Source organism: Bacillus nitroreducens (genome assembly GCF_964021195.1).
Genome location: NZ_CAXHYI020000003.1, coordinates 1,218,209 through 1,235,951 on the forward strand (window position 1 = coordinate 1,218,209; position 17,743 = coordinate 1,235,951).

Annotated in this window: 16 protein-coding genes; 14 read left to right on the forward strand and 2 right to left on the reverse strand. The window is 38.2% G+C overall.

Annotated elements, in window-relative coordinates; genetic code table 11:
• Window positions 1-13 precede the first annotated feature (13 nt).
• From ACWPVE_RS09770 to ltrA, 5 genes are all read left to right on the forward strand, one after another.
• The gene (locus tag ACWPVE_RS09770) at window positions 14-1,375 is read left to right on the forward strand and encodes a PTS transporter subunit EIIC (RefSeq protein WP_453992852.1); all 1,362 of its coding nucleotides are present in this window, start codon (window positions 14-16) and stop codon (window positions 1,373-1,375) included.
• Between the two features lie 167 nt (window positions 1,376-1,542).
• The gene (locus ACWPVE_RS09775; RefSeq protein ID WP_453992853.1) at window positions 1,543-2,616 is read left to right on the forward strand and encodes a DUF871 domain-containing protein; all 1,074 of its coding nucleotides are present in this window, start codon (window positions 1,543-1,545) and stop codon (window positions 2,614-2,616) included.
• A 354-nt stretch (window positions 2,617-2,970) separates the two neighbouring features.
• Window positions 2,971-4,158, forward strand: a complete 1,188-nt coding sequence (locus ACWPVE_RS09780) for a glycine C-acetyltransferase (RefSeq protein ID WP_453992855.1) — start codon at window positions 2,971-2,973, stop codon at window positions 4,156-4,158.
• 35 nt (window positions 4,159-4,193) lie between these two features.
• The gene (locus ACWPVE_RS09785) at window positions 4,194-5,153 is read left to right on the forward strand and encodes an L-threonine 3-dehydrogenase (protein ID WP_453992856.1); all 960 of its coding nucleotides are present in this window, start codon (window positions 4,194-4,196) and stop codon (window positions 5,151-5,153) included.
• Window positions 5,154-5,844: 691 nt separating this feature from the next.
• Complete coding sequence (gene ltrA / locus ACWPVE_RS09790; RefSeq protein ID WP_453990916.1) at window positions 5,845-7,170, forward strand: group II intron reverse transcriptase/maturase; 1,326 nt, start codon at window positions 5,845-5,847, stop codon at window positions 7,168-7,170.
• A gap of 302 nt (window positions 7,171-7,472) precedes the next feature.
• On the opposite strand, the gene ACWPVE_RS09795 is transcribed toward ltrA, so the two are convergent.
• Window positions 7,473-7,619, reverse strand: a complete 147-nt coding sequence (locus ACWPVE_RS09795) for a hypothetical protein (protein ID WP_453992858.1) — start codon at window positions 7,617-7,619, stop codon at window positions 7,473-7,475.
• A 583-nt stretch (window positions 7,620-8,202) separates the two neighbouring features.
• On the opposite strand from ACWPVE_RS09795, the gene ACWPVE_RS09800 reads away from it, so the two are divergent.
• The 5 genes from ACWPVE_RS09800 (at window position 8,203) to ACWPVE_RS09820 (ending at window position 14,571) form a co-directional block, all read left to right on the forward strand.
• Window positions 8,203-9,504, forward strand: a complete 1,302-nt coding sequence (locus ACWPVE_RS09800; protein ID WP_453992860.1) for an ABC transporter substrate-binding protein — start codon at window positions 8,203-8,205, stop codon at window positions 9,502-9,504.
• Between the two features lie 200 nt (window positions 9,505-9,704).
• On the forward strand, window positions 9,705-10,565 hold the full coding sequence (locus tag ACWPVE_RS09805) for a carbohydrate ABC transporter permease (protein WP_453992862.1): 861 nt from the start codon (window positions 9,705-9,707) through the stop codon (window positions 10,563-10,565).
• On the forward strand, window positions 10,565-11,386 hold the full coding sequence (locus ACWPVE_RS09810) for a carbohydrate ABC transporter permease (protein WP_453992864.1): 822 nt from the start codon (window positions 10,565-10,567) through the stop codon (window positions 11,384-11,386). The genes ACWPVE_RS09805 and ACWPVE_RS09810 overlap by 1 nt, the downstream gene beginning before the upstream one ends.
• A 60-nt stretch (window positions 11,387-11,446) precedes the next feature.
• Window positions 11,447-12,466, forward strand: coding sequence for a LacI family DNA-binding transcriptional regulator (locus tag ACWPVE_RS09815; protein ID WP_453992866.1), 1,020 nt, complete (start codon window positions 11,447-11,449; stop codon window positions 12,464-12,466).
• Window positions 12,467-12,909: 443 nt separating this feature from the next.
• Window positions 12,910-14,571 carry a glycoside hydrolase family 13 protein gene (locus tag ACWPVE_RS09820; RefSeq protein ID WP_453992867.1) on the forward strand — a complete coding sequence of 554 codons (1,662 nt, stop codon included), beginning with the start codon at window positions 12,910-12,912 and terminating at the stop codon, window positions 14,569-14,571.
• 170 nt (window positions 14,572-14,741) lie between these two features.
• Here ACWPVE_RS09820 and ACWPVE_RS09825 read toward each other — a convergent pair whose 3' ends face one another.
• Window positions 14,742-15,020: an alpha/beta-type small acid-soluble spore protein gene (locus ACWPVE_RS09825; RefSeq protein ID WP_453992869.1), complete on the reverse strand. Its 279-nt coding sequence runs from the start codon at window positions 15,018-15,020 to the stop codon at window positions 14,742-14,744.
• Between the two features lie 267 nt (window positions 15,021-15,287).
• Here ACWPVE_RS09825 and ACWPVE_RS09830 point away from each other — a divergent pair, with 267 nt between their 5' ends.
• The 4 genes from ACWPVE_RS09830 to ACWPVE_RS09845 all read left to right on the forward strand — a co-directional run bounded on the left by ACWPVE_RS09830 (window position 15,288) and on the right by ACWPVE_RS09845 (window position 17,738).
• Window positions 15,288-15,566, forward strand: a complete 279-nt coding sequence (locus ACWPVE_RS09830; RefSeq protein WP_010677267.1) for an HU family DNA-binding protein — start codon at window positions 15,288-15,290, stop codon at window positions 15,564-15,566.
• A gap of 513 nt (window positions 15,567-16,079) precedes the next feature.
• Entirely contained in the window at window positions 16,080-16,376 is a 297-nt protein-coding gene (locus ACWPVE_RS09835) for a YwdI family protein (protein ID WP_453992871.1), read from the forward strand.
• A gap of 202 nt (window positions 16,377-16,578) precedes the next feature.
• On the forward strand, window positions 16,579-16,869 hold the full coding sequence (locus tag ACWPVE_RS09840; RefSeq protein ID WP_453990198.1) for a helix-turn-helix domain-containing protein: 291 nt from the start codon (window positions 16,579-16,581) through the stop codon (window positions 16,867-16,869).
• The gene (locus tag ACWPVE_RS09845; protein ID WP_453990196.1) at window positions 16,866-17,738 is read left to right on the forward strand and encodes an IS3 family transposase; all 873 of its coding nucleotides are present in this window, start codon (window positions 16,866-16,868) and stop codon (window positions 17,736-17,738) included. Before ACWPVE_RS09840 ends, ACWPVE_RS09845 begins: the two co-directional genes overlap by 4 nt.
• The last annotated feature ends 5 nt before the right edge of the window (window positions 17,739-17,743 follow it).

The window sequence follows — 17,743 nt, forward strand, 5'->3', positions numbered from 1 at the left end:
AGGGGGAGAAACGATGAAAAAGGAAGAATTATTGGCGAGAGGGATATTAGATCACATTGGTGGAGGGGGAAACATCGCTTCCTTCACCCATTGTATGACCAGAGTTCGTATTAATTTGAAAGATGACAAGAAGGCAGACATAAATAGATTAAAAGAGTTAGACGGTGTAATGGGGATTATTGAAGATGACACACTACAAGTTGTTGTCGGACCAGGAACCGTTAATAAAGTCTCTGATCATATAGCTAGAATTACTGGTCTTAAGATGGGAGAAACAGTAGATAGCTCTGATGATGTTGTTAGTTTGAAAAAGAATGATCTTAAAAAGAAGAATAACACTCCAGCTAAAAATTTGTTGAGGAAAATTGGGAGCATTTTCATACCTCTCATTCCGGGACTAGTTGCATCGGGTATCATAAATGGGATTGCTGGTTTTGCTAAAAATGCGGGTGTCGATCCGTCTTTAACTTGGATGCAAATTTTAACCGTCCTTGGTGGAAGTATTTTTGGATATTTGGCAATCGTAGTTGGTTGGAATACAGCTAAAGAATTTGGTGGCACTCCAGTTCTGGGCGCAATTGCTGGTATTATTACGATGCACCCTGGATTAGCAGATATTGTTCTCTTTGGACAAAACTTAACTCCAGGACGAGGTGGATTGTTTGGAGCGATGTTTGCAGCTTGGTTAATGGTGTTCTTTGAGAAAAGGTACAGAAGGTTTGTTCCAAATGCAGTTGACATTATTGTAACGCCATTATTAACAGTTTTAACTGTTGGTATTTTAACAATTGCGGCTGTTCAACCATTTGCTGGGCTGCTTTCAGATATCATCACAAGCGGAATTCATGTTGTTTTAGATGTTGGTGGAGTGTTGGCTGGAGGACTTTTGGCAGGCTTCTTCTTACCGCTCGTTATGTTAGGGCTTCACCATGGTTTAACACCAATTCATATGGAGTTAATTAACTCGGTTGGATCAACTGCCTTACTTCCGATTTTGGCAATGGCTGGTGCAGGTCAGGTTGGTGCTTCAATTGCAATTTTAGTAAAAACGAAAAATAAACGTATTAAAAACGTCATTAAAGGTGGTCTACCTACAGGATTCTTAGGGATTGGTGAACCGCTTTTATACGGGGTTACTTTACCATTAGGTCGACCATTCGTTACAGCGTGTTTAGGTGCTGCGGTCGGCGGTGCATTCCAGGCTGTTATGCAGACAGCGTCAGGTGGAATTGGAGTATCTGGTATACCATTAATTCCGTTAATTGTTGATAATAAATATTTAATGTACTTCTTGGGATTATTAATCACCTACATTGCTGGATTTGTATTCACTTACTTCTTTGGGTACAAGAAGGAAATGGATGAAAGTTTTTAAGACTCAGTAGTGCAATAGTAAATTGAAGAATTGATTTGATGATGGTTTTTTTAGGACCTGGAAGGTGTTGAACCATCTTATTGTAATTAAAAGGGGGAGGGTATCGGTTCTCCCTTCTTTGATTTGAATAGGTTACATGATTATCGACAGATGAAAGGAGAAGGGAAATGCTTGGAATATCAATCTATCTAAATGAAGAAATATCGATACAAAAAGAGATTTATCTTCAAGAAATGAGCAAAATCGGTTTTAAAAGTATTTTTACATCTCTTCATATTCCAGAAGAAGATCCAAGCTTATATAGGGAGCGTCTTAAAGAGCTTGGATCATTAGCGATAAAATATAATATGGAGTTATTTGCTGATATATCTCCAAAATCTCTTAACTATTTGGGATTCACATGGGAAAATGCAGAGGGGCTACAAGAGTGGGGGTTGACGGGATTAAGGGTCGATTATGGAGTTTCAGATGAGCTGATTGTTAATCTCTCGAGAAAAATGAAGATTGCTTTAAATGCAAGTACTCTAACTAGAGAAAATATACAAAAATTAAAAGAATGTGGGCTCCGTTTGAGATCAGTCGAGGCTTGGCATAATTTTTATCCGCGCCCTGAAACAGGTTTGAATACAGATGAATTCGATCTTACAAATCAATGGTTGAAAGCTGAGGGGATAAAAGTGATGGCGTTTATTCCGGGGGATGGCGAAAAAAGAGGGCCGCTTTTCAAAGGTCTGCCAACCATTGAGGATCATAGAGAGTTATCGACCTTTGCTGCGTATCTCGACTTTCATAAGAATCCTAGTGTAGATAAAATCATAATCGGTGATCCGACAATAAGTGAGTGGTCGAAGAAACAATTTAATAGCTTCCAATCAGGTAAGGTTGTACTTAGAGCAAAAAGTGTAACAACTGATAAAGCAATTTTTGAACGGCTGAATTGTGTTTTAACCAATAGGCAAGATGCTGCAAGGGATGTAATCAGAGTTGCAGAATCCCGACTATATGGATTAATAGGAGACTTTCCTGTAAAGCCTGAAAATACTGTTGAACGACCAATTGGAACCATTACTGTTGATAACATTAATTATGGCAGATATCAAGGGGAAATACAGATTACAAAGCGTAATCTTCCTTTAGATACAAAAGTTAATGTGATTGGTAGAGTAATTGATGAAGACACACCATTATTAAAGTCTATAAAAGGTGGAACTAAGTTTATCATACATTGGATTTCGGGTTAGGTGCTAGTCACCGCCCGTAATTTGTCCAATGTTTTTTTTAATTAAATTTCCATTGTAACCCCTCATATCTTCTAAATCACCTCTGCAATTTGTTGTTTGTATCCTAATAAATAGAAAATGTAATATCTGTCCAGAAATCTAGAAATTTATTATTTCGACTAAACTATTAACACATATCCCTAATTAACAAATATGATAATAATAATTATAAAAAGTGTCCACGGGGTATAAACATTTGATGAATAATGTGGTAAAGTATGAAGTATAAATGTTGGTATAAAAGGATTTTGCAAAAACCGTTTGTATTTCTAGGGAATACAGTTGTGTTTTGCAAACATACAGAGGAGGATTCAAATGTCAAAGGTGTTAGATTCATTTTTGCATGAAAATCTAGAGGATCTAAAAGAGAAAGGTCTTTATAATGTGATCGATCCACTTCAAGGCGCAAACGGGCCGATCATCAAGATTAATGGGAAAGAGCTGATTAATCTTTCTTCAAACAACTATTTAGGTTTAGCTACGGATGAACGTCTTAAAGAAGTAGCCAAAGAAGCAGTCGACGAATATGGAGTTGGAGCAGGTGCGGTTCGAACCATCAACGGAACACTTGACCTTCATATCAAACTAGAAGAAACGCTTGCGAAATTTAAGCACACAGAGGCTGCGATTTCTTACCAATCTGGTTTTAACTGTAACATGGCAGCTATTTCTGCAGTGATGGATAAAAACGATGCGATTCTTTCTGATGAGCTGAATCATGCATCCATTATTGATGGTTGTCGTCTTTCAAAGGCAAAAATCATTCGTTTCAATCACTCTGATATGGATGACTTGCGTGCTAAAGCAAAAGAAGCAAAGGAATCAGGTTTATATAACAAAGTAATGGTTATTACTGACGGTGTCTTCTCTATGGATGGCGACATTGCAAAACTACCTGAAATTGTACAAATTGCTGAGGAATTCGATCTCATCACATATGTAGATGACGCCCATGGTTCAGGTGTATTAGGTAATGGGGCTGGTACGGTTAAGCATTTTGGCCTCTCTGATAAAGTGGATTTCCAAATTGGTACTCTTTCAAAAGCAATTGGCGTTGTTGGTGGTTATGTAGCGGGTAAAAAAGCATTAATCGACTGGCTAAAGGTCCGTAGCAGACCATTTCTTTTCTCAACGGCTGTTACACCAGCGGATGCCGTAGCTGCAACAAAAGCAATTGAGATTCTAATGGAGAGCACGGAACTCCACGACAAGCTATGGGATAACGCAAACTACTTCAAACAGCAATTAAAGGAACGTGGCTTTGATATTGGTCAAAGTGAAACACCAATTACGCCCGTGATTGTGGGAGATGAAGTAAAAACACAAGAATTCAGTAAGAGATTAATTGAAGAAGGCGTCTACGCAAAATCGATTGTATTCCCGACTGTACCAAAAGGAACTGGTAGAGTGCGCAATATGCCAACTGCTGCACATACAAAGGAAATGCTGGATCAAGCAGTAGCGATTTATGAAAAAGTCGGTAAGGAAATGAACATTATCTAATAGATGGTCACCTGACCACCTAGGGGGAATGAAGAATGGAGAAAATTATTGTAACTGGGGCCCTTGGTCAAATTGGGTCAGAGCTTGTAATGAAACTTCGCCAAGTTTATGGAGCTAGCAATGTGGTGGCTACAGACATCCGAAAAACAGATTGCGAGGTTGCTCGTTCAGGCCCGTTTGAACTACTAGATGTAACAGACGGAAAAGCAATGTATGATATCACGAAGAAATATGATGCTGACACGATTATTCATTTAGCTGCATTGTTATCTGCAACAGCAGAGGCAAAGCCACTATTAGCGTGGAATTTAAATATGGGTGGATTAGTGAATGCATTAGAGGTTGCGCGTGAACTACGATGTCAATTTTTCACTCCTAGCTCGATCGGGGCATTTGGTCCGTCAACGCCAAAGGATCAAACCCCACAGGACACCATTCAGCGACCTACCACAATGTACGGGGTAAACAAGGTTGCGGGTGAGTTACTCTGTGATTACTACAACCAAAAATTTGGAATTGATACGAGAGGTTTACGTTTTCCAGGACTCATTTCATATGTGGCTCCACCTGGTGGCGGTACGACCGATTATGCGGTGGAGATTTTTTACGAAGCAATAAAAAATAAAAGCTATACATCGTATATTGCCGAAGGAACGTATATGGATATGATGTATATGCCTGATGCACTTCAAGCTATTATTGACTTAATGGAGGCTGAAGAGTGCAAATTGAAGCACCGAAATGCATTCAATGTAACAGCGATGAGTTTCTCTCCAGAGGAAATTGCGGCTGAAATCAAAAAACATATTCCGCAGTTTACGATAAATTATGAGGTTGATCCTGTTCGCCAAGCTATCGCAGAAAGCTGGCCAAATTCGATTGATGCTACTGCAGCAAAAGCAGAATGGGGCTTCAAGTCTGTATATAACCTTGAAACAATGACCAAGGATATGCTCGAAAAATTAAGTATGAAATTAATTCGAAATGCAGGGTAAATGAAAAGAGAGTATGAATCTATAGAGGATTCATACTCTTTTGTGCGCTTGGCAGCGCATCGGACTAACAGGTGAAAGTCCTGAACACACCGTAGTGGCGGAAGTGTATAGCTGACAAGTAGTGCATTGCCGTGAGGCAATGTGCAGAGGACTTGAAGGCAAAACCTGGAACAGGTGACAATCTAACCATGTTGGCTGGCAGAGTCGGATAACCCTGCAAAAGAAGGGAGTGTCCAAAGCCACAAGAGGGCTCTGTTAGTTAAGAGGACTGGATTCAGGTGAAAGCCCGATGACGTGACCCAAGGAGGTCTCATCGTTTCCGAAATACGGTAACCCTTATTCAAGTCCGTGATGGATAAGATAAGATTATGAATGGTGAGAAGTCAGAGCAGGGGATAGTAGTGAAGAAGCTTACCGGAAAGGTCGCAATGGTGAGTGACTTAATACAAGTTATTAAGAGGAGCCTTAACCCAAAAGGTAGGGACTCTATGCGAAGCCCGTCTGTCCATGGAAGAAAAAAACCGAGTTATCTTAGAATACGTCATGTCCATACAGAAACCGATAGGACAAATCCATAGAATCGGGGTCGAACAGAAGGGTAGACCGTATGGGGGCGCAGTACTTTGTGGACCTGTTGATATTGCGGAAATTGGGCTAGTCAATCATCAGACTGAAAGGAAAGATACGGAACATGAACGGAAAAGAAGGCAAACAAGGTTTTCGTGAGGGAGTAAGGATTCCACAAAAGAGAAAGTGGTATAGTCTTATAGATAAAATATGGGCAATGCCAAACATGGAGGAAGCCTTTAAAGAGGTTAAAAGAAATCGAGGTGCCGCAGGGATAGATGGAGTAACAATTAAGGCTTTTGAATTTGGTGTGGAGGATAATGTACAAATCCTTCAACGTGAATTACGAGATAAGACATATAAGCCGAGACCAGTGAAACGAGTATATATTCCAAAGGCTGATGGTTCAAAAAGACCTCTAGGTATCCCAACCGTGAGAGACCGAATAGTACAGGCTTCTGTACGCAGAATAATAGAGCCAATCTTTGAAGCTAAATTTCTTGATTGTAGTTTTGGTTTTCGACCGAACCGAAGTGCACATATGGCATTGGATAAAATCCGAAAGGATTTATTGGATGGTTATGTGTATGTAATTGATGCAGACCTAAAATCATACTTCGACACAATTCCACATGACAAACTAATGTCACTGGTTAGAGAAGAAATAGTGGATGGAAGTGTCATTGGACTACTTGAGAGTTTCCTCCAAGCAGGAATCATGGAAGGTGGAAGTTTCCACTTAAATGAAAAAGGTACTCCGCAAGGTGGTGTTATTAGTCCGCTTCTTGCGAACATATACTTGCATCCGTTAGATGAATTAATGACGGAGCGTGGACATCGCATTACGAGATATGCAGACGACTTCGTCATCTGTTGTAAATCACAAAAGGGTGCAGAAAGAGTACTTAAATCCGTTACTCGATTTCTTGAACAAAAACTCGGTTTAACTGTACATCCTGAAAAGACTAAGATTGTTGATAATATGAAAGAATCCTTTGTATTCTTAGGATATGAATTTAAACAAGGTTATTGGGTTAAGCCGTCAGAAAAATCGATAAAGAAATTTAAGAATAAGGTAAAGGAAATTACAAAGCGAAATCAAACAATAAACATGGAGAAGCTAATTAAAGAGAAACTTAATCCATACCTGCGTGGCTGGGCTAACTACTTCGGATACTGGCATTCCAAGACTCTATTTACGGAGTTTGACAAGTGGATTCGGAGGAGACTACGGTCCGTTCAATTGAGGAGCTGGCGAAAGATAAGAAAATTGCACAGAGAACTACGAAGAAGAAAGTGGAAAGGAGAACTTCCACAGTTGCGCATGTATGCTTGGAGAAGTTCTATGTCTACCCCAGTGCATGTAGCACTTCCAAATGAATGGTTTAAAGAAATTGGTCTCATATCTTTAGTGGATATTTACAATGAACATCATCCCCAACGGGGATAATCATGGAGGAGCCGTATGCGATGACCCGCACGTACGGATCTGTGAGAGGCGCATGAATAAATTCATGCGCCTACTCTATTTTTGTTGGAAAGTGAGCGGATTGTACTTTAGAACGACCAAGGGGTAGGCAAGTCGGACATTATGCAAGAGGTATATGCTATGGGTGTTTCTGCAAATACCTAATAGTGTAAGCGTAACTCTTGTATATGCACGTAGGACATTTCGGATATTATCAAATACCAAATATAATTAACTTTTAAGCTACGAGTATTCCTAGTTATAACTCATAAGCACAAACGGTTTTAATCGCGCAGTGCACCTGCTTCCCGTGAGGTTATATCACCTTGTCCTTGGTTGATATCATGTTGGATTTCCTGTTTTACTTTTTGTGGATTGGTTGTGCTGACATTCTTTTGTGAATGAATCTCACTTGGTTGTTTTTTTAGCATATGACTCCTCCTAGCAATAGTTTTCTTAGAATAGTATTGACCAAAGGTAAAGAAGTTACGAGAAGTTTATTCCGAATGGAGTATACAGAAACGAGCTCGTTGATTATTTTACATGTGTCTTAATGTTTATTGTTTCATCAGTACAAAAGCAATATACCTGATTTTTAATAATTCCACGCAACCCCTCATTTACGGATAAAGTAAGAATTAACTATATTAAAAAAGCATATAAAAGTTTTCTTTAAAAGGACCGTTCACTTTTATGTTCATTATGTCGAACGGTAAAAGGGCAAAAATGACTTTTTTGAAAACGTAAAACTTTTTGTTGTAATTAAAAAAGGGACATGTTAATATAAAACTTGTAAAGGTAGTGCAACCGTTTGCGCAACTATTGCGCAGGTCCGCGCTTTAATGATAAAGGCTGTAATAACAATGTTTGCAGCTATAATTATATAAAAAATCCTAGTTAAAAGGGTGGCGTTTAACGAATAAATTTCGTTAAAATGTACCGATTTGTGCAATCGGTTTCTTGATTCTGTGCAACGGTTACTTCCTTTCAAAATGAATAGACGGAGGTTTTATCATGAAGGCAAAAAAACTTTTTCCTGCAATAGTAGCACTATTATTTTTAATAAGTGTTGTGTTAGTAGGATGTTCATCAGATGGAGATAGCTCAGGTGGAAATGAAAGCGATTCAAAAGTAACGGTAGATATTTTTCAATTTAAAGTAGAATTTAAAGATCAGTTTGAAGAAGTGGCAAAGCAATACGAGGAGTCTCATGAAGGTGTGAAAATCAACATCACAACAGTTGGTGGTGGGGAAGACTATGGTGCAGCTCTTCGTTCGAAATTTGCTTCAGGAAATGAACCTACTATTTTTAACATTGGAGGGCCACAAGATGTTGCTGACTGGGCTGATAATTTAGCGGATCTTTCTGATACATCAGCAGCAAAAGCAGCATTAGAAGGAACTCTTGAAGGTGTAACACAAGATAGCCAAGTGTTAGGACTTCCTTTTAACCAAGAAGGTTACGGTTTAATCTACAATACAGAAGTGTTTGAACAAGCTGGAATTAATCCAGAAGAAATTACAACGTTTGCAGCATTAGAAAAAGCGGTTAAAACATTAGATAGCAAGAAAGACGAATTAGGTTTAGACGCAGTATTTGCACTACCTGGTAAAGAAAATTGGGTAACTGGGTTGCACTTATCCAATACGTTTTTATCCCCAGAATTCGATGGGAATGTACTAGGAACATTTGATTCTGAAACAGTAAATTTTGAATATGGCGATGCATTTAAGAAAGTTTTAGATTTGCAAAATGAGTATTCTGTTCAACCAACAGTAAGTTTAGACTATGCGATGCAAGTGGAGGAACTATTCTCTACTGGTCGTGTTGCAATAATCCAACAAGGTAACTGGGTATACGGTTCAATTGCGGGTATCGATGAAGAGCTTGCTGATAATGGTGTAAGTATTCTACCGCTTCCTGTTGAAGGTTATAAGGAAGATTCAATCCCTGTAGGTATTCCAATGTATTGGGCTGTAAATAGTCAAAAAGATGAAGCGGAAGTTAAGGCAGCAAAAGACTTTTTAGATTGGCTATATACTTCTGAAGAAGGAAAAACAGCTGTACTAGAAGACTTCAAATTCATCCCAGCATATGACGGATTTGACGCTTCAAAAGTCTCTGATCCACTTGGCAAAGCTGTATATGAATATGCTACGGAAGGAAAGACGATTCCTTGGGTATTCATGGGCTACCCAACTGGTTGGGGTGAACAACAGCTTGGTGTTAATATTCAAAAATATATAAGTGGCGAAATGAGTTGGGACGATGTAGTAAAGGAATCTCAAAAAGCTTGGGAAGAGTCAAGAAAATAATAGATTCACCTAACAATAGAAAACAAGGCAGCACAGGTTGCTTTGTTTTCTATTTTATAACAAGGCAAAGCGGAGACTCGTGCGATACCGAGTGTGAGTCCACAAGTTTTTAGTGAGCTGAAGTAAAAAAGAAGACAACGAAAAGTCGTGCATTACCTAACATTACGTCTGTTTCGGGATTTCGAATGGAGGAAATTACGATGCGAAACCGGAATCTATGGTATTGGTTATTCTTAGCCCCTACACTTCTTGCACTTGGTGCTGTTGTAGCCATACCGTTAATTTTTGGAACATATTACTCGTTTACAAACTGGAATGGCATTAAAATTACTGAGTTTGTAGGATTTGAACATTATCAAAAGCTTATCAATGATGAAGAGTTTTTGAACTCATTATGGTTTACTGTAAAGTTTTCAGTGGTATCTATTTTTTTGATTAATATATTTGGACTTTCATTAGCGTTACTAGTAACACAAAAACTGAAAACAAACAAAATTTTACGTACAATCTTTTTTATGCCGAACTTAATTGGAGGACTTATCCTCGGGTTCATTTGGCAGTTTATTTTCATGAAGGTATTTGCGAGTATTGGAGATTTAACTGGTATCGCTGCATTTAAAGGTTGGTTATCTACCGATACTACTGGTTTCTGGGCATTGGTTATTCTCATGAGTTGGCAAATGTCAGGTTATATCATGATTATTTACATTTCTTATTTGGAAAGTGTCCCACAAGAATTATTGGAAGCAGCAGAAATCGATGGAGCAAACAGTTTTCAGCGCTTTAGAAATGTCACGTTCCCTCTTGTTGCACCAGCGTTTACAGTAAGTTTGTTTTTAACTCTATCAAATACATTTAAGTTATATGACCAAAACCTAAGCTTAACTGGCGGGGGTCCTTACAATTCTACACAAATGGTAGCAATGGAAATTTTCAAAACAGCATTCTCTGAAAACAATTATGCGTATGGACAGGCAAAGGCGATTATCTTCTTCCTAATCGTTGCAGCTATTTCTTTAACACAGGTTTACATTAATAAGAAACGGGAGGTCGAGATGTAATGAAAAGTAAAAAAAGAAAATTATATTTACTTGAAATTCTAGGAGTTGTCCTTGGCCTACTTTGGCTCTCCCCTTTCTATTTAATGGTTGTAAACTCGTTTAAGACAAAACGTGAGATTTTTACAGATACACTAAAATTACCTGATGTTTTTACATTTGATAATTATATTCAAGCGTTTGAGGAACTAGATTTTATCCGTACGTTTTTTAACTCTGTACTGATTACGGTACTAGGTGTTGCAGTCATTATATTCTTCTCATCGATGGCGGCATATGCTTTAAATCGTCGTAAAGGAAAAATAAGCGGTTTCATTTTCTTCCTTTTTATCGCGGCAATGCTCATTCCATTCCAATCGGTTATGATTCCGCTCGTATCTTTATTTGGTAAAATAGATTTATTAAATCGTTTTGGAATTATCTTGATGTATCTAGGTTTTGGAAGCAGTTTATCTATATTTTTATATCATGGGTCCTTACAAGGAATATCTAAATCATTAGATGAAGCAGCAACAATCGATGGAGCAAACAGATGGCAGATTTTTTGGCACATCATCTTCCCGATGCTAAAGCCAATTTCAGTAACTGTTGCTATATTAAACATCATTTGGATTTGGAATGACTATTTATTACCTTCTCTTGTTATTAATCAGGATGGTATGCATACCATTCCATTGAAAATGTTCTTTTTCTTTGGCCAATATACGAAACAATGGCACTTAGCTCTTGCAGGATTAACGATTGCAATTATCCCTGTTATTCTTGTGTATTTCTTCATGCAAAAACATATTATCAAGGGAGTTGCAGAAGGTTCTGTAAAATAATTTTGAACGAACAGTGATCGAAACGATTCGATACTTTTTATATAAATTTGGAGGGTGTTTATGGCTATTACAATTAAAGATGTTGCAAAAGAGGCAAATGTTTCGCCTTCCACTGTCTCAAGGGTCATTGCCAATAATCCTCGAATTAGTGATGAAACGAAAAAACGTGTACGAGAAGCAATGGATAAATTGGGATATCACCCCAACTTCACAGCTCGAAGCTTAGCGGTGAAAAGCACGGCAACGATTGGGATTGTAATGCCATTTTCAGCATCCCATGTGCTCCAAGATCCATTCTTCCCTGAAGTGATTAGAGGTATCAGCGTACAAGCACGTGAGTATAAATATGGAATCTACCTTTCAACAGCTGGTACAGAGGATGAAATCTTTGAAGAAGTAGTCGGGATGGTACAAGGTCGGCGTGTGGATGGTTTGATTTTACTCTATTCACGGACAGATGATCGTATAATTCAACATTTACAGGAAATAGATTTTCCATTTGTCGTGATTGGTCGACCTGTTCACGGCGCTGAACGGATTACACATGTGGATAACGATAATATTTACATTACGAAGGTCGTAACAGACCATTTAATCGAATTAGGACATACAAAAATAGCATTTGTTGGTTTTGATTCTGATTTTGTTGTGATGGTTGACCGTCTCGAGGGCTACAAACAAGCGTTACGTAGTGCAGAACTACCATTCAACGAGAACTATATTATTCATAAAAAAACGCTAAGAGAGGGAAAAAAGGCCATCCAGTCTTTTTTACGATTAGTGGATCCTCCTACAGCGTTAGTTTGTACGGATGATTTTATTGCGATTGAGCTAATGAGCCATCTAGAAAAGATGAATATCAGGGTGCCAGAGGATGTTTCCATTGCTAGTTTCAACAATGTGCTACTTGCTCAATATTCGAAGCCTCCCCTCACCTCAGTGGATATTGATATTTTTCAACTTGGAGTGGAGGGTTCAAGCTGTTTAATTGAAAAAATTAAAAACCCGAATGTCTTACCAAAACGGATTACGATCCCTGGTAAGTTAATTGAGCGTAAGTCGTGTGCACCGATTAAGTAGAAAATACACGTACAATTAAGCCTTAATTCCAAAGGGATTCTTATCTATTGATTGGCAAAAGTAAGGTTTATAGAAGCGGTGAACGGAAATGGATTCTGCAAGATCCTCGCAACAATCTAAGCATATGTTGCGAGGAACCCCATATATATACCAAGATGAGGGACGGAGCTTAACCAGAGTTCAGTTTGTCTCATGTGAAAGAGGTTGGGAACTTAATTGTCTCTTATTTTTGTTGCAAGAGCATGACTAAGTTACCCGTATTTTTCCTTTTTAAAAGGCAATTGTACCTATAAAAAGAAGAGTGAAAGATTAGTAATGATGATGTGGACCAAATTGATTCAATCGAAGAAATCGAGCTCTAGCCTTTTCGGGCATAAGTGTCTCGGTTTATGACTTGATGGAGGAAAAGTGCCACTTTTAAAAATAGAAAGTGAGGACTAAAGATGAACCAAGCATGGTGGAAAGAAGCTGTTGCTTATCAGATTTATCCAAGAAGTTTTATGGATTCTAATGGAGATGGTATCGGAGACATCCAAGGGATCATCTCCAAATTGGACTATCTACATGATTTAGGCATAGATGTTATTTGGATTTGCCCTGTTTATAAATCACCAAATGATGACAATGGATATGATATTAGCGATTATCAGGATATCATGGCTGACTTTGGAACAATGGCAGATTTTGATGAACTATTAGAAGAGACGCACAAGCGTGGTATGAAGTTAATTATTGATTTGGTTATTAACCACACAAGCGATGAACACCCATGGTTTATTGAGTCTCGTTCATCAAAAGAAAATCCAAAGCGCGATTGGTACATTTGGCGTGATGGTAAAGATGGGAAAGAACCGAATAATTGGGAAAGTATTTTTGGTGGATCAGCATGGGAATATGATAAGGAAACAGACCAGTATTTCTTACATATTTTCTCCACCAAACAACCTGATCTGAATTGGGAGAATAAAGAGGTGCGCCAAGAGCTATTTAGTATGGTTAATTGGTGGCTTGATAAAGGAATTGATGGCTTCCGTGTCGATGCGATTAGTCATATAAAAAAGGTTGAAGGTCTTCCTGATATGCCGAATCCAAATGGTCTAAAATATGTACCTTCATTTGATGGCCATATGAACCGTCCTGGTATTCAAGAGTTTTTACGCGAATTAAAGGAAGAAACATTTGCTAAATATGACATTATGACCGTTGGAGAGGCAAATGGTGTAAGCGTTGACGATGCAGAAGAATGGGTTGGAGAGAAACAGGGGACGTTTAACATGGTATTCCAATTCGAGCATTTAGGCCTTTGGGACGAAGAAAAACAAGAGCTAGATGTCATTGGACTCAAAACAGTCCTTACAAGATGGCAAAAGGGTTTAGAAAACAAGGGTTGGAATGCTTTGTTTATTGAAAATCATGACCAAACACGTGTTGTTTCGAATTGGGGAAATGATCAAGAGTATTGGAAGGAGAGTGCAACTGCTCTAGGCACCATGTACTTTTTTATGCAGGGAACTCCATTCATTTACCAGGGGCAAGAAATTGGCATGACCAATGTTCAGTTCCATTCCATTGAGGAATATGATGATGTGGCGACCAGGAATTTGTATCGTGAAAAGCGTTCAGAAGGCGTTTCACATGATGAAATTATGCAAACCATTTGGCGAACAAGTCGAGATAATTCACGAACTCCGATGCAATGGTCAAATACTGAGAATGCCGGTTTTACAACAGGTCAACCGTGGATGGGAGTTAACCCAAATTTTGTAGATATTAATGTTGAAAAGCAGTTGGTAGATGAGGAATCGATTCTGCAATTTTACAAAAACATGATTGCGCTTAAAAAAGCTAATAAGTTGTTCACATATGGTACGTATGATTTGTTATTGGCGGAAGATCCTCAATTGTATGTCTACACACGTACACTTGATGAGGAGAAAATAATTGTCATCACAAATCTATCTGGGAAGACTGCCGTTTGTCATGTACCTCATGCTGAATTTAAGCATGATGCTTTATTGCTGTCAAATTACAGTGTAGAAGCACATCAGACTACGGACTCAGTCGAATTAAAACCGTACGAAGCAAGAATTTATCGTTTAGCATAATGTTTGCGACCCCTTGGCCATTATGGTTTAGGGGTCATTGGGCTATAGTAAGTATGATCGGATTTTTTACTGAAACATATTCCTAAACTGCAGATCGTTTGCTACATTGTTGCTGGCTTTGAATTGAATGTATGACGGGATATTTTAATAGGTATGCTTTCCTACCTTTCTTAATGTCGCGTATTTAGGTTTTCTTGGGCCATACGAACCATTTCTTTAACCATGTTGCCACCAATGCTTCCCCCTACTTTACCAGCTTGCTGGGAGGTTAAATGGCCATTGTACCGAGTGTTTAGTGGAATCCCTAATTCTTTTGCGACTTCAAATTTCACATTGTCGGGATTAGCTGGATCTGTTTTATAGCCTTGTTTTTTCATCACATTTGCTTTTAGTTGATCAAGTTCTTCTCGTGCCTCTGGTACCAATGGTCGACGTTTTCTGCGAGTCATGTAAGAGATCTCCTTTCATGTTGATTTTTTATAGTATTTGCAAGTATAAATCTTAGAAATTCGGTAAAACTTGGTAGTAACAAGATTTTTAATAAAAATTTTATCAAAATCATGTTTTTTTGGTTTGAAATGCTTGATTTTTGGCTAATCTAGTGATGTAATAGCTTAACCGCAAGTTTAATAGGAATATTTTAGCCGAAAATCTTGCGAACCACTGAAAAAAGTGGTAAAAAGAATATGTGCTTATTTGGAGAGGAGAATTGAACAATGAACAAAACAGAACTAATCAGTGCAGTTGCTGAAAGTGCAGAACTATCTAAAAAAGATGCAACAAAAGCTGTTGACGCAGTATTTGAAGCTGTTCAAAATGCATTAAGTAGCGGAGATAAAGTACAATTAATCGGATTCGGTAACTTTGAAGTTCGTGAGCGTGCAGCTCGTAAAGGTCGCAACCCACAAACTGGTGAAGAAATCGAAATCGCAGCTAGCAAAGTACCTGCATTCAAACCAGGTAAAGCTCTTAAAGACGCAGTTGCTGGTAAGTAATTTTACATAATTTTCTGCGTAAATGCCCCTCAGAGACAATCTGAGGGGTTTTTTCATTACCAACTATTCCTTCCTTCATGTTGCTAGATTCTCAAAATGAGAGTTTGACGCTCCCCCTTTCTCGTGGGAAAATAGACATGTCTATTTTGGGGCTTGGGACTAATTAAGGTAAAGGGCACTGGTGCTACTAGGATTTATATAAAAGGAGTCATGTAAGCACACTACGTCTTTATGCACCTGAAAAAATTAAGCTTGAAAAGCTCATTTGATAAAAGGTAGTGAAGAGATGCAGAAGAGAGTCAATTGCTTAAAGTGTAAGCATTTTTACACGACATGGGAACCAAGGTTTCCGCGCGGATGCCACGCTTTTCATTTTAAGACGCAGGAGATGCCTTCGGTTACCGTCTTTAAATCATCTGGAGTGCATTGCATGAAGTTTGAAGATAAACAGCAGAAGACTAAGCAGAAGCGGTCTTCCTACAACATAGATATTCGGCTATAGGAGTGACAAGTGTGAACATATCAATGAATAAAATTTTAGATAAAATGCAGCAGGAATTGCAGCATGCAAAAAATGAAGGTAGTGAACAAAAGGTAAGAGAGCGTTTGATGGCAATTCGTACATTATGCGATCTTGTCTTAGATGAGTCTCCTGCGGAAGCGAAGCGCGTTGAGGTGATTCCTGTTCAACAGACACAACAGGTGATGCAGCAAATGCAACCAATACAACCAGTGCAAACGACAACCATCCAACAAACAACGAAGTTAGAAGAAGATGATGCAAACGGAGATTCTCTATTTGATTTTTAGTAGAGGGTCTCTTTTTTTTGTTTGCGATATGCCCATTATCTCGCCCAAGAGCGCAAAAATAAAAATAGGGGCGCAAATATTGGTTTGAGTGCGCAAAAGCAAAAAAGAATGCGCAAATATTGGTGTTATCGTACCTATATGGTAGACAATTTTAGAAAAACGCACACTCTAGTGTTACATTAGTTTAGGGGGAGTGTATAAAATGAGAATTCAAAATAATTATTCATATGATTTAAAGAAACAAGTTGTAGAGATGTTTTTAGAGGGACATTCAGCTGCTGAATTAGCTAAGAAATTCGAGATTAAAAATCAACGTAGAGTATATGATTGGGTAGAGAAGGTTAGAGCCGAGGGGTATTCTGCCTTAAACGATGCAAGGGGGACGAATAGTCAGGGGAAGAGTAAGAAGGCAAAAACGTTAGAAGAAAAGTATGAATTACTAAAGTTGGAGAATGAATATTTAAAAAAGTTGTTGCGTCTAAAAAGGGGGTGAACGATAAAGAAGAACAATACGCTTTTATTCATGCGTATTCAACCCAATATCCAGTAATAAAATTGGTGGAAATAACGAAGGTATCACGTTCTGGTTATTATAAATGGTTAAAAAGGAATGGAAACAATAATCAGGATAGGATTGATGAGTCTTTATTTCTTTATATCCATAAGATATTTACAGATCATCGAGGAACTGTTGGTAGAAAGCGAATCAAACTTTTATTGAAAAAAGAATATGGTTTGATTGTAAATGAGAAACGTATTTCAAGAATCATGCGCAAATATGGAATACAATGTAAAATTCGCAGAAAAAGGTTCAAAAATAGACCTCAACCAAATGGAATAATAACGAACATATTGGATAGAAATTTTCATGCGATAAGACCAGGAATTAAATTAGCGATTGATATTACGTATATTGAAGTGAAAAAAAGTTTTCAGAAATGGATCTATTTATGTGCAATAAAAGATCTATACAATGGGGAGATCGTTGCTTATTCAATCGGAACGAATCAGGGGATGAAACTAGTATATAGGGCATTAGATGACCTGAAAAAAAGAGGGTTTGAGAAAAGAGCGATCTTGCATAGCGATCAAGGCACTCAATTCACAAACCATCGGTATATGAAGCGACTACAAGATATGGGTATTACCCAATCTATGTCCCGCAGAGGCAACTGCTGGGACAATGCATGTATTGAGAACTTCTTTGGGCATTTGAAATGTGAAATGCTTTGTTTCAGCCAACCTGAAACAGTAATTGAAGTACGACAAGCAGTAGAAGCTTACATTAACTATTATAACAATAAACGTATTCAAACGAAATTAGAAATGAGTCCTGTTGAATATAGGACTCAGGTAGCTTAATTTTG

Bases quoted from the DNA above. Each gene is read 5' to 3' on its own strand.
- ACWPVE_RS09815 (WP_453992866.1), top strand. From the start codon at position 11,447: ATGGCTATTACAATTAAAGATGTTGCAAAAGAGGCAAATGTTTCGCCT.
- ACWPVE_RS09825 (WP_453992869.1), bottom strand. From the start codon at position 15,020: ATGACTCGCAGAAAACGTCGACCATTGGTACCAGAGGCACGAGAAGAA.
- ltrA (WP_453990916.1), top strand. From the start codon at position 5,845: ATGAACGGAAAAGAAGGCAAACAAGGTTTTCGTGAGGGAGTAAGGATT.
- ACWPVE_RS09840 (WP_453990198.1), top strand. From the start codon at position 16,579: ATGAGAATTCAAAATAATTATTCATATGATTTAAAGAAACAAGTTGTA.
- ACWPVE_RS09795 (WP_453992858.1), bottom strand. From the start codon at position 7,619: ATGCTAAAAAAACAACCAAGTGAGATTCATTCACAAAAGAATGTCAGC.
- ACWPVE_RS09820 (WP_453992867.1), top strand. From the start codon at position 12,910: ATGAACCAAGCATGGTGGAAAGAAGCTGTTGCTTATCAGATTTATCCA.
- ACWPVE_RS09770 (WP_453992852.1), top strand. From the start codon at position 14: ATGAAAAAGGAAGAATTATTGGCGAGAGGGATATTAGATCACATTGGT.
- ACWPVE_RS09775 (WP_453992853.1), top strand. From the start codon at position 1,543: ATGCTTGGAATATCAATCTATCTAAATGAAGAAATATCGATACAAAAA.
- ACWPVE_RS09830 (WP_010677267.1), top strand. From the start codon at position 15,288: ATGAACAAAACAGAACTAATCAGTGCAGTTGCTGAAAGTGCAGAACTA.
- ACWPVE_RS09780 (WP_453992855.1), top strand. From the start codon at position 2,971: ATGTCAAAGGTGTTAGATTCATTTTTGCATGAAAATCTAGAGGATCTA.
- ACWPVE_RS09800 (WP_453992860.1), top strand. From the start codon at position 8,203: ATGAAGGCAAAAAAACTTTTTCCTGCAATAGTAGCACTATTATTTTTA.
- ACWPVE_RS09805 (WP_453992862.1), top strand. From the start codon at position 9,705: ATGCGAAACCGGAATCTATGGTATTGGTTATTCTTAGCCCCTACACTT.
- ACWPVE_RS09785 (WP_453992856.1), top strand. From the start codon at position 4,194: ATGGAGAAAATTATTGTAACTGGGGCCCTTGGTCAAATTGGGTCAGAG.
- ACWPVE_RS09810 (WP_453992864.1), top strand. From the start codon at position 10,565: ATGAAAAGTAAAAAAAGAAAATTATATTTACTTGAAATTCTAGGAGTT.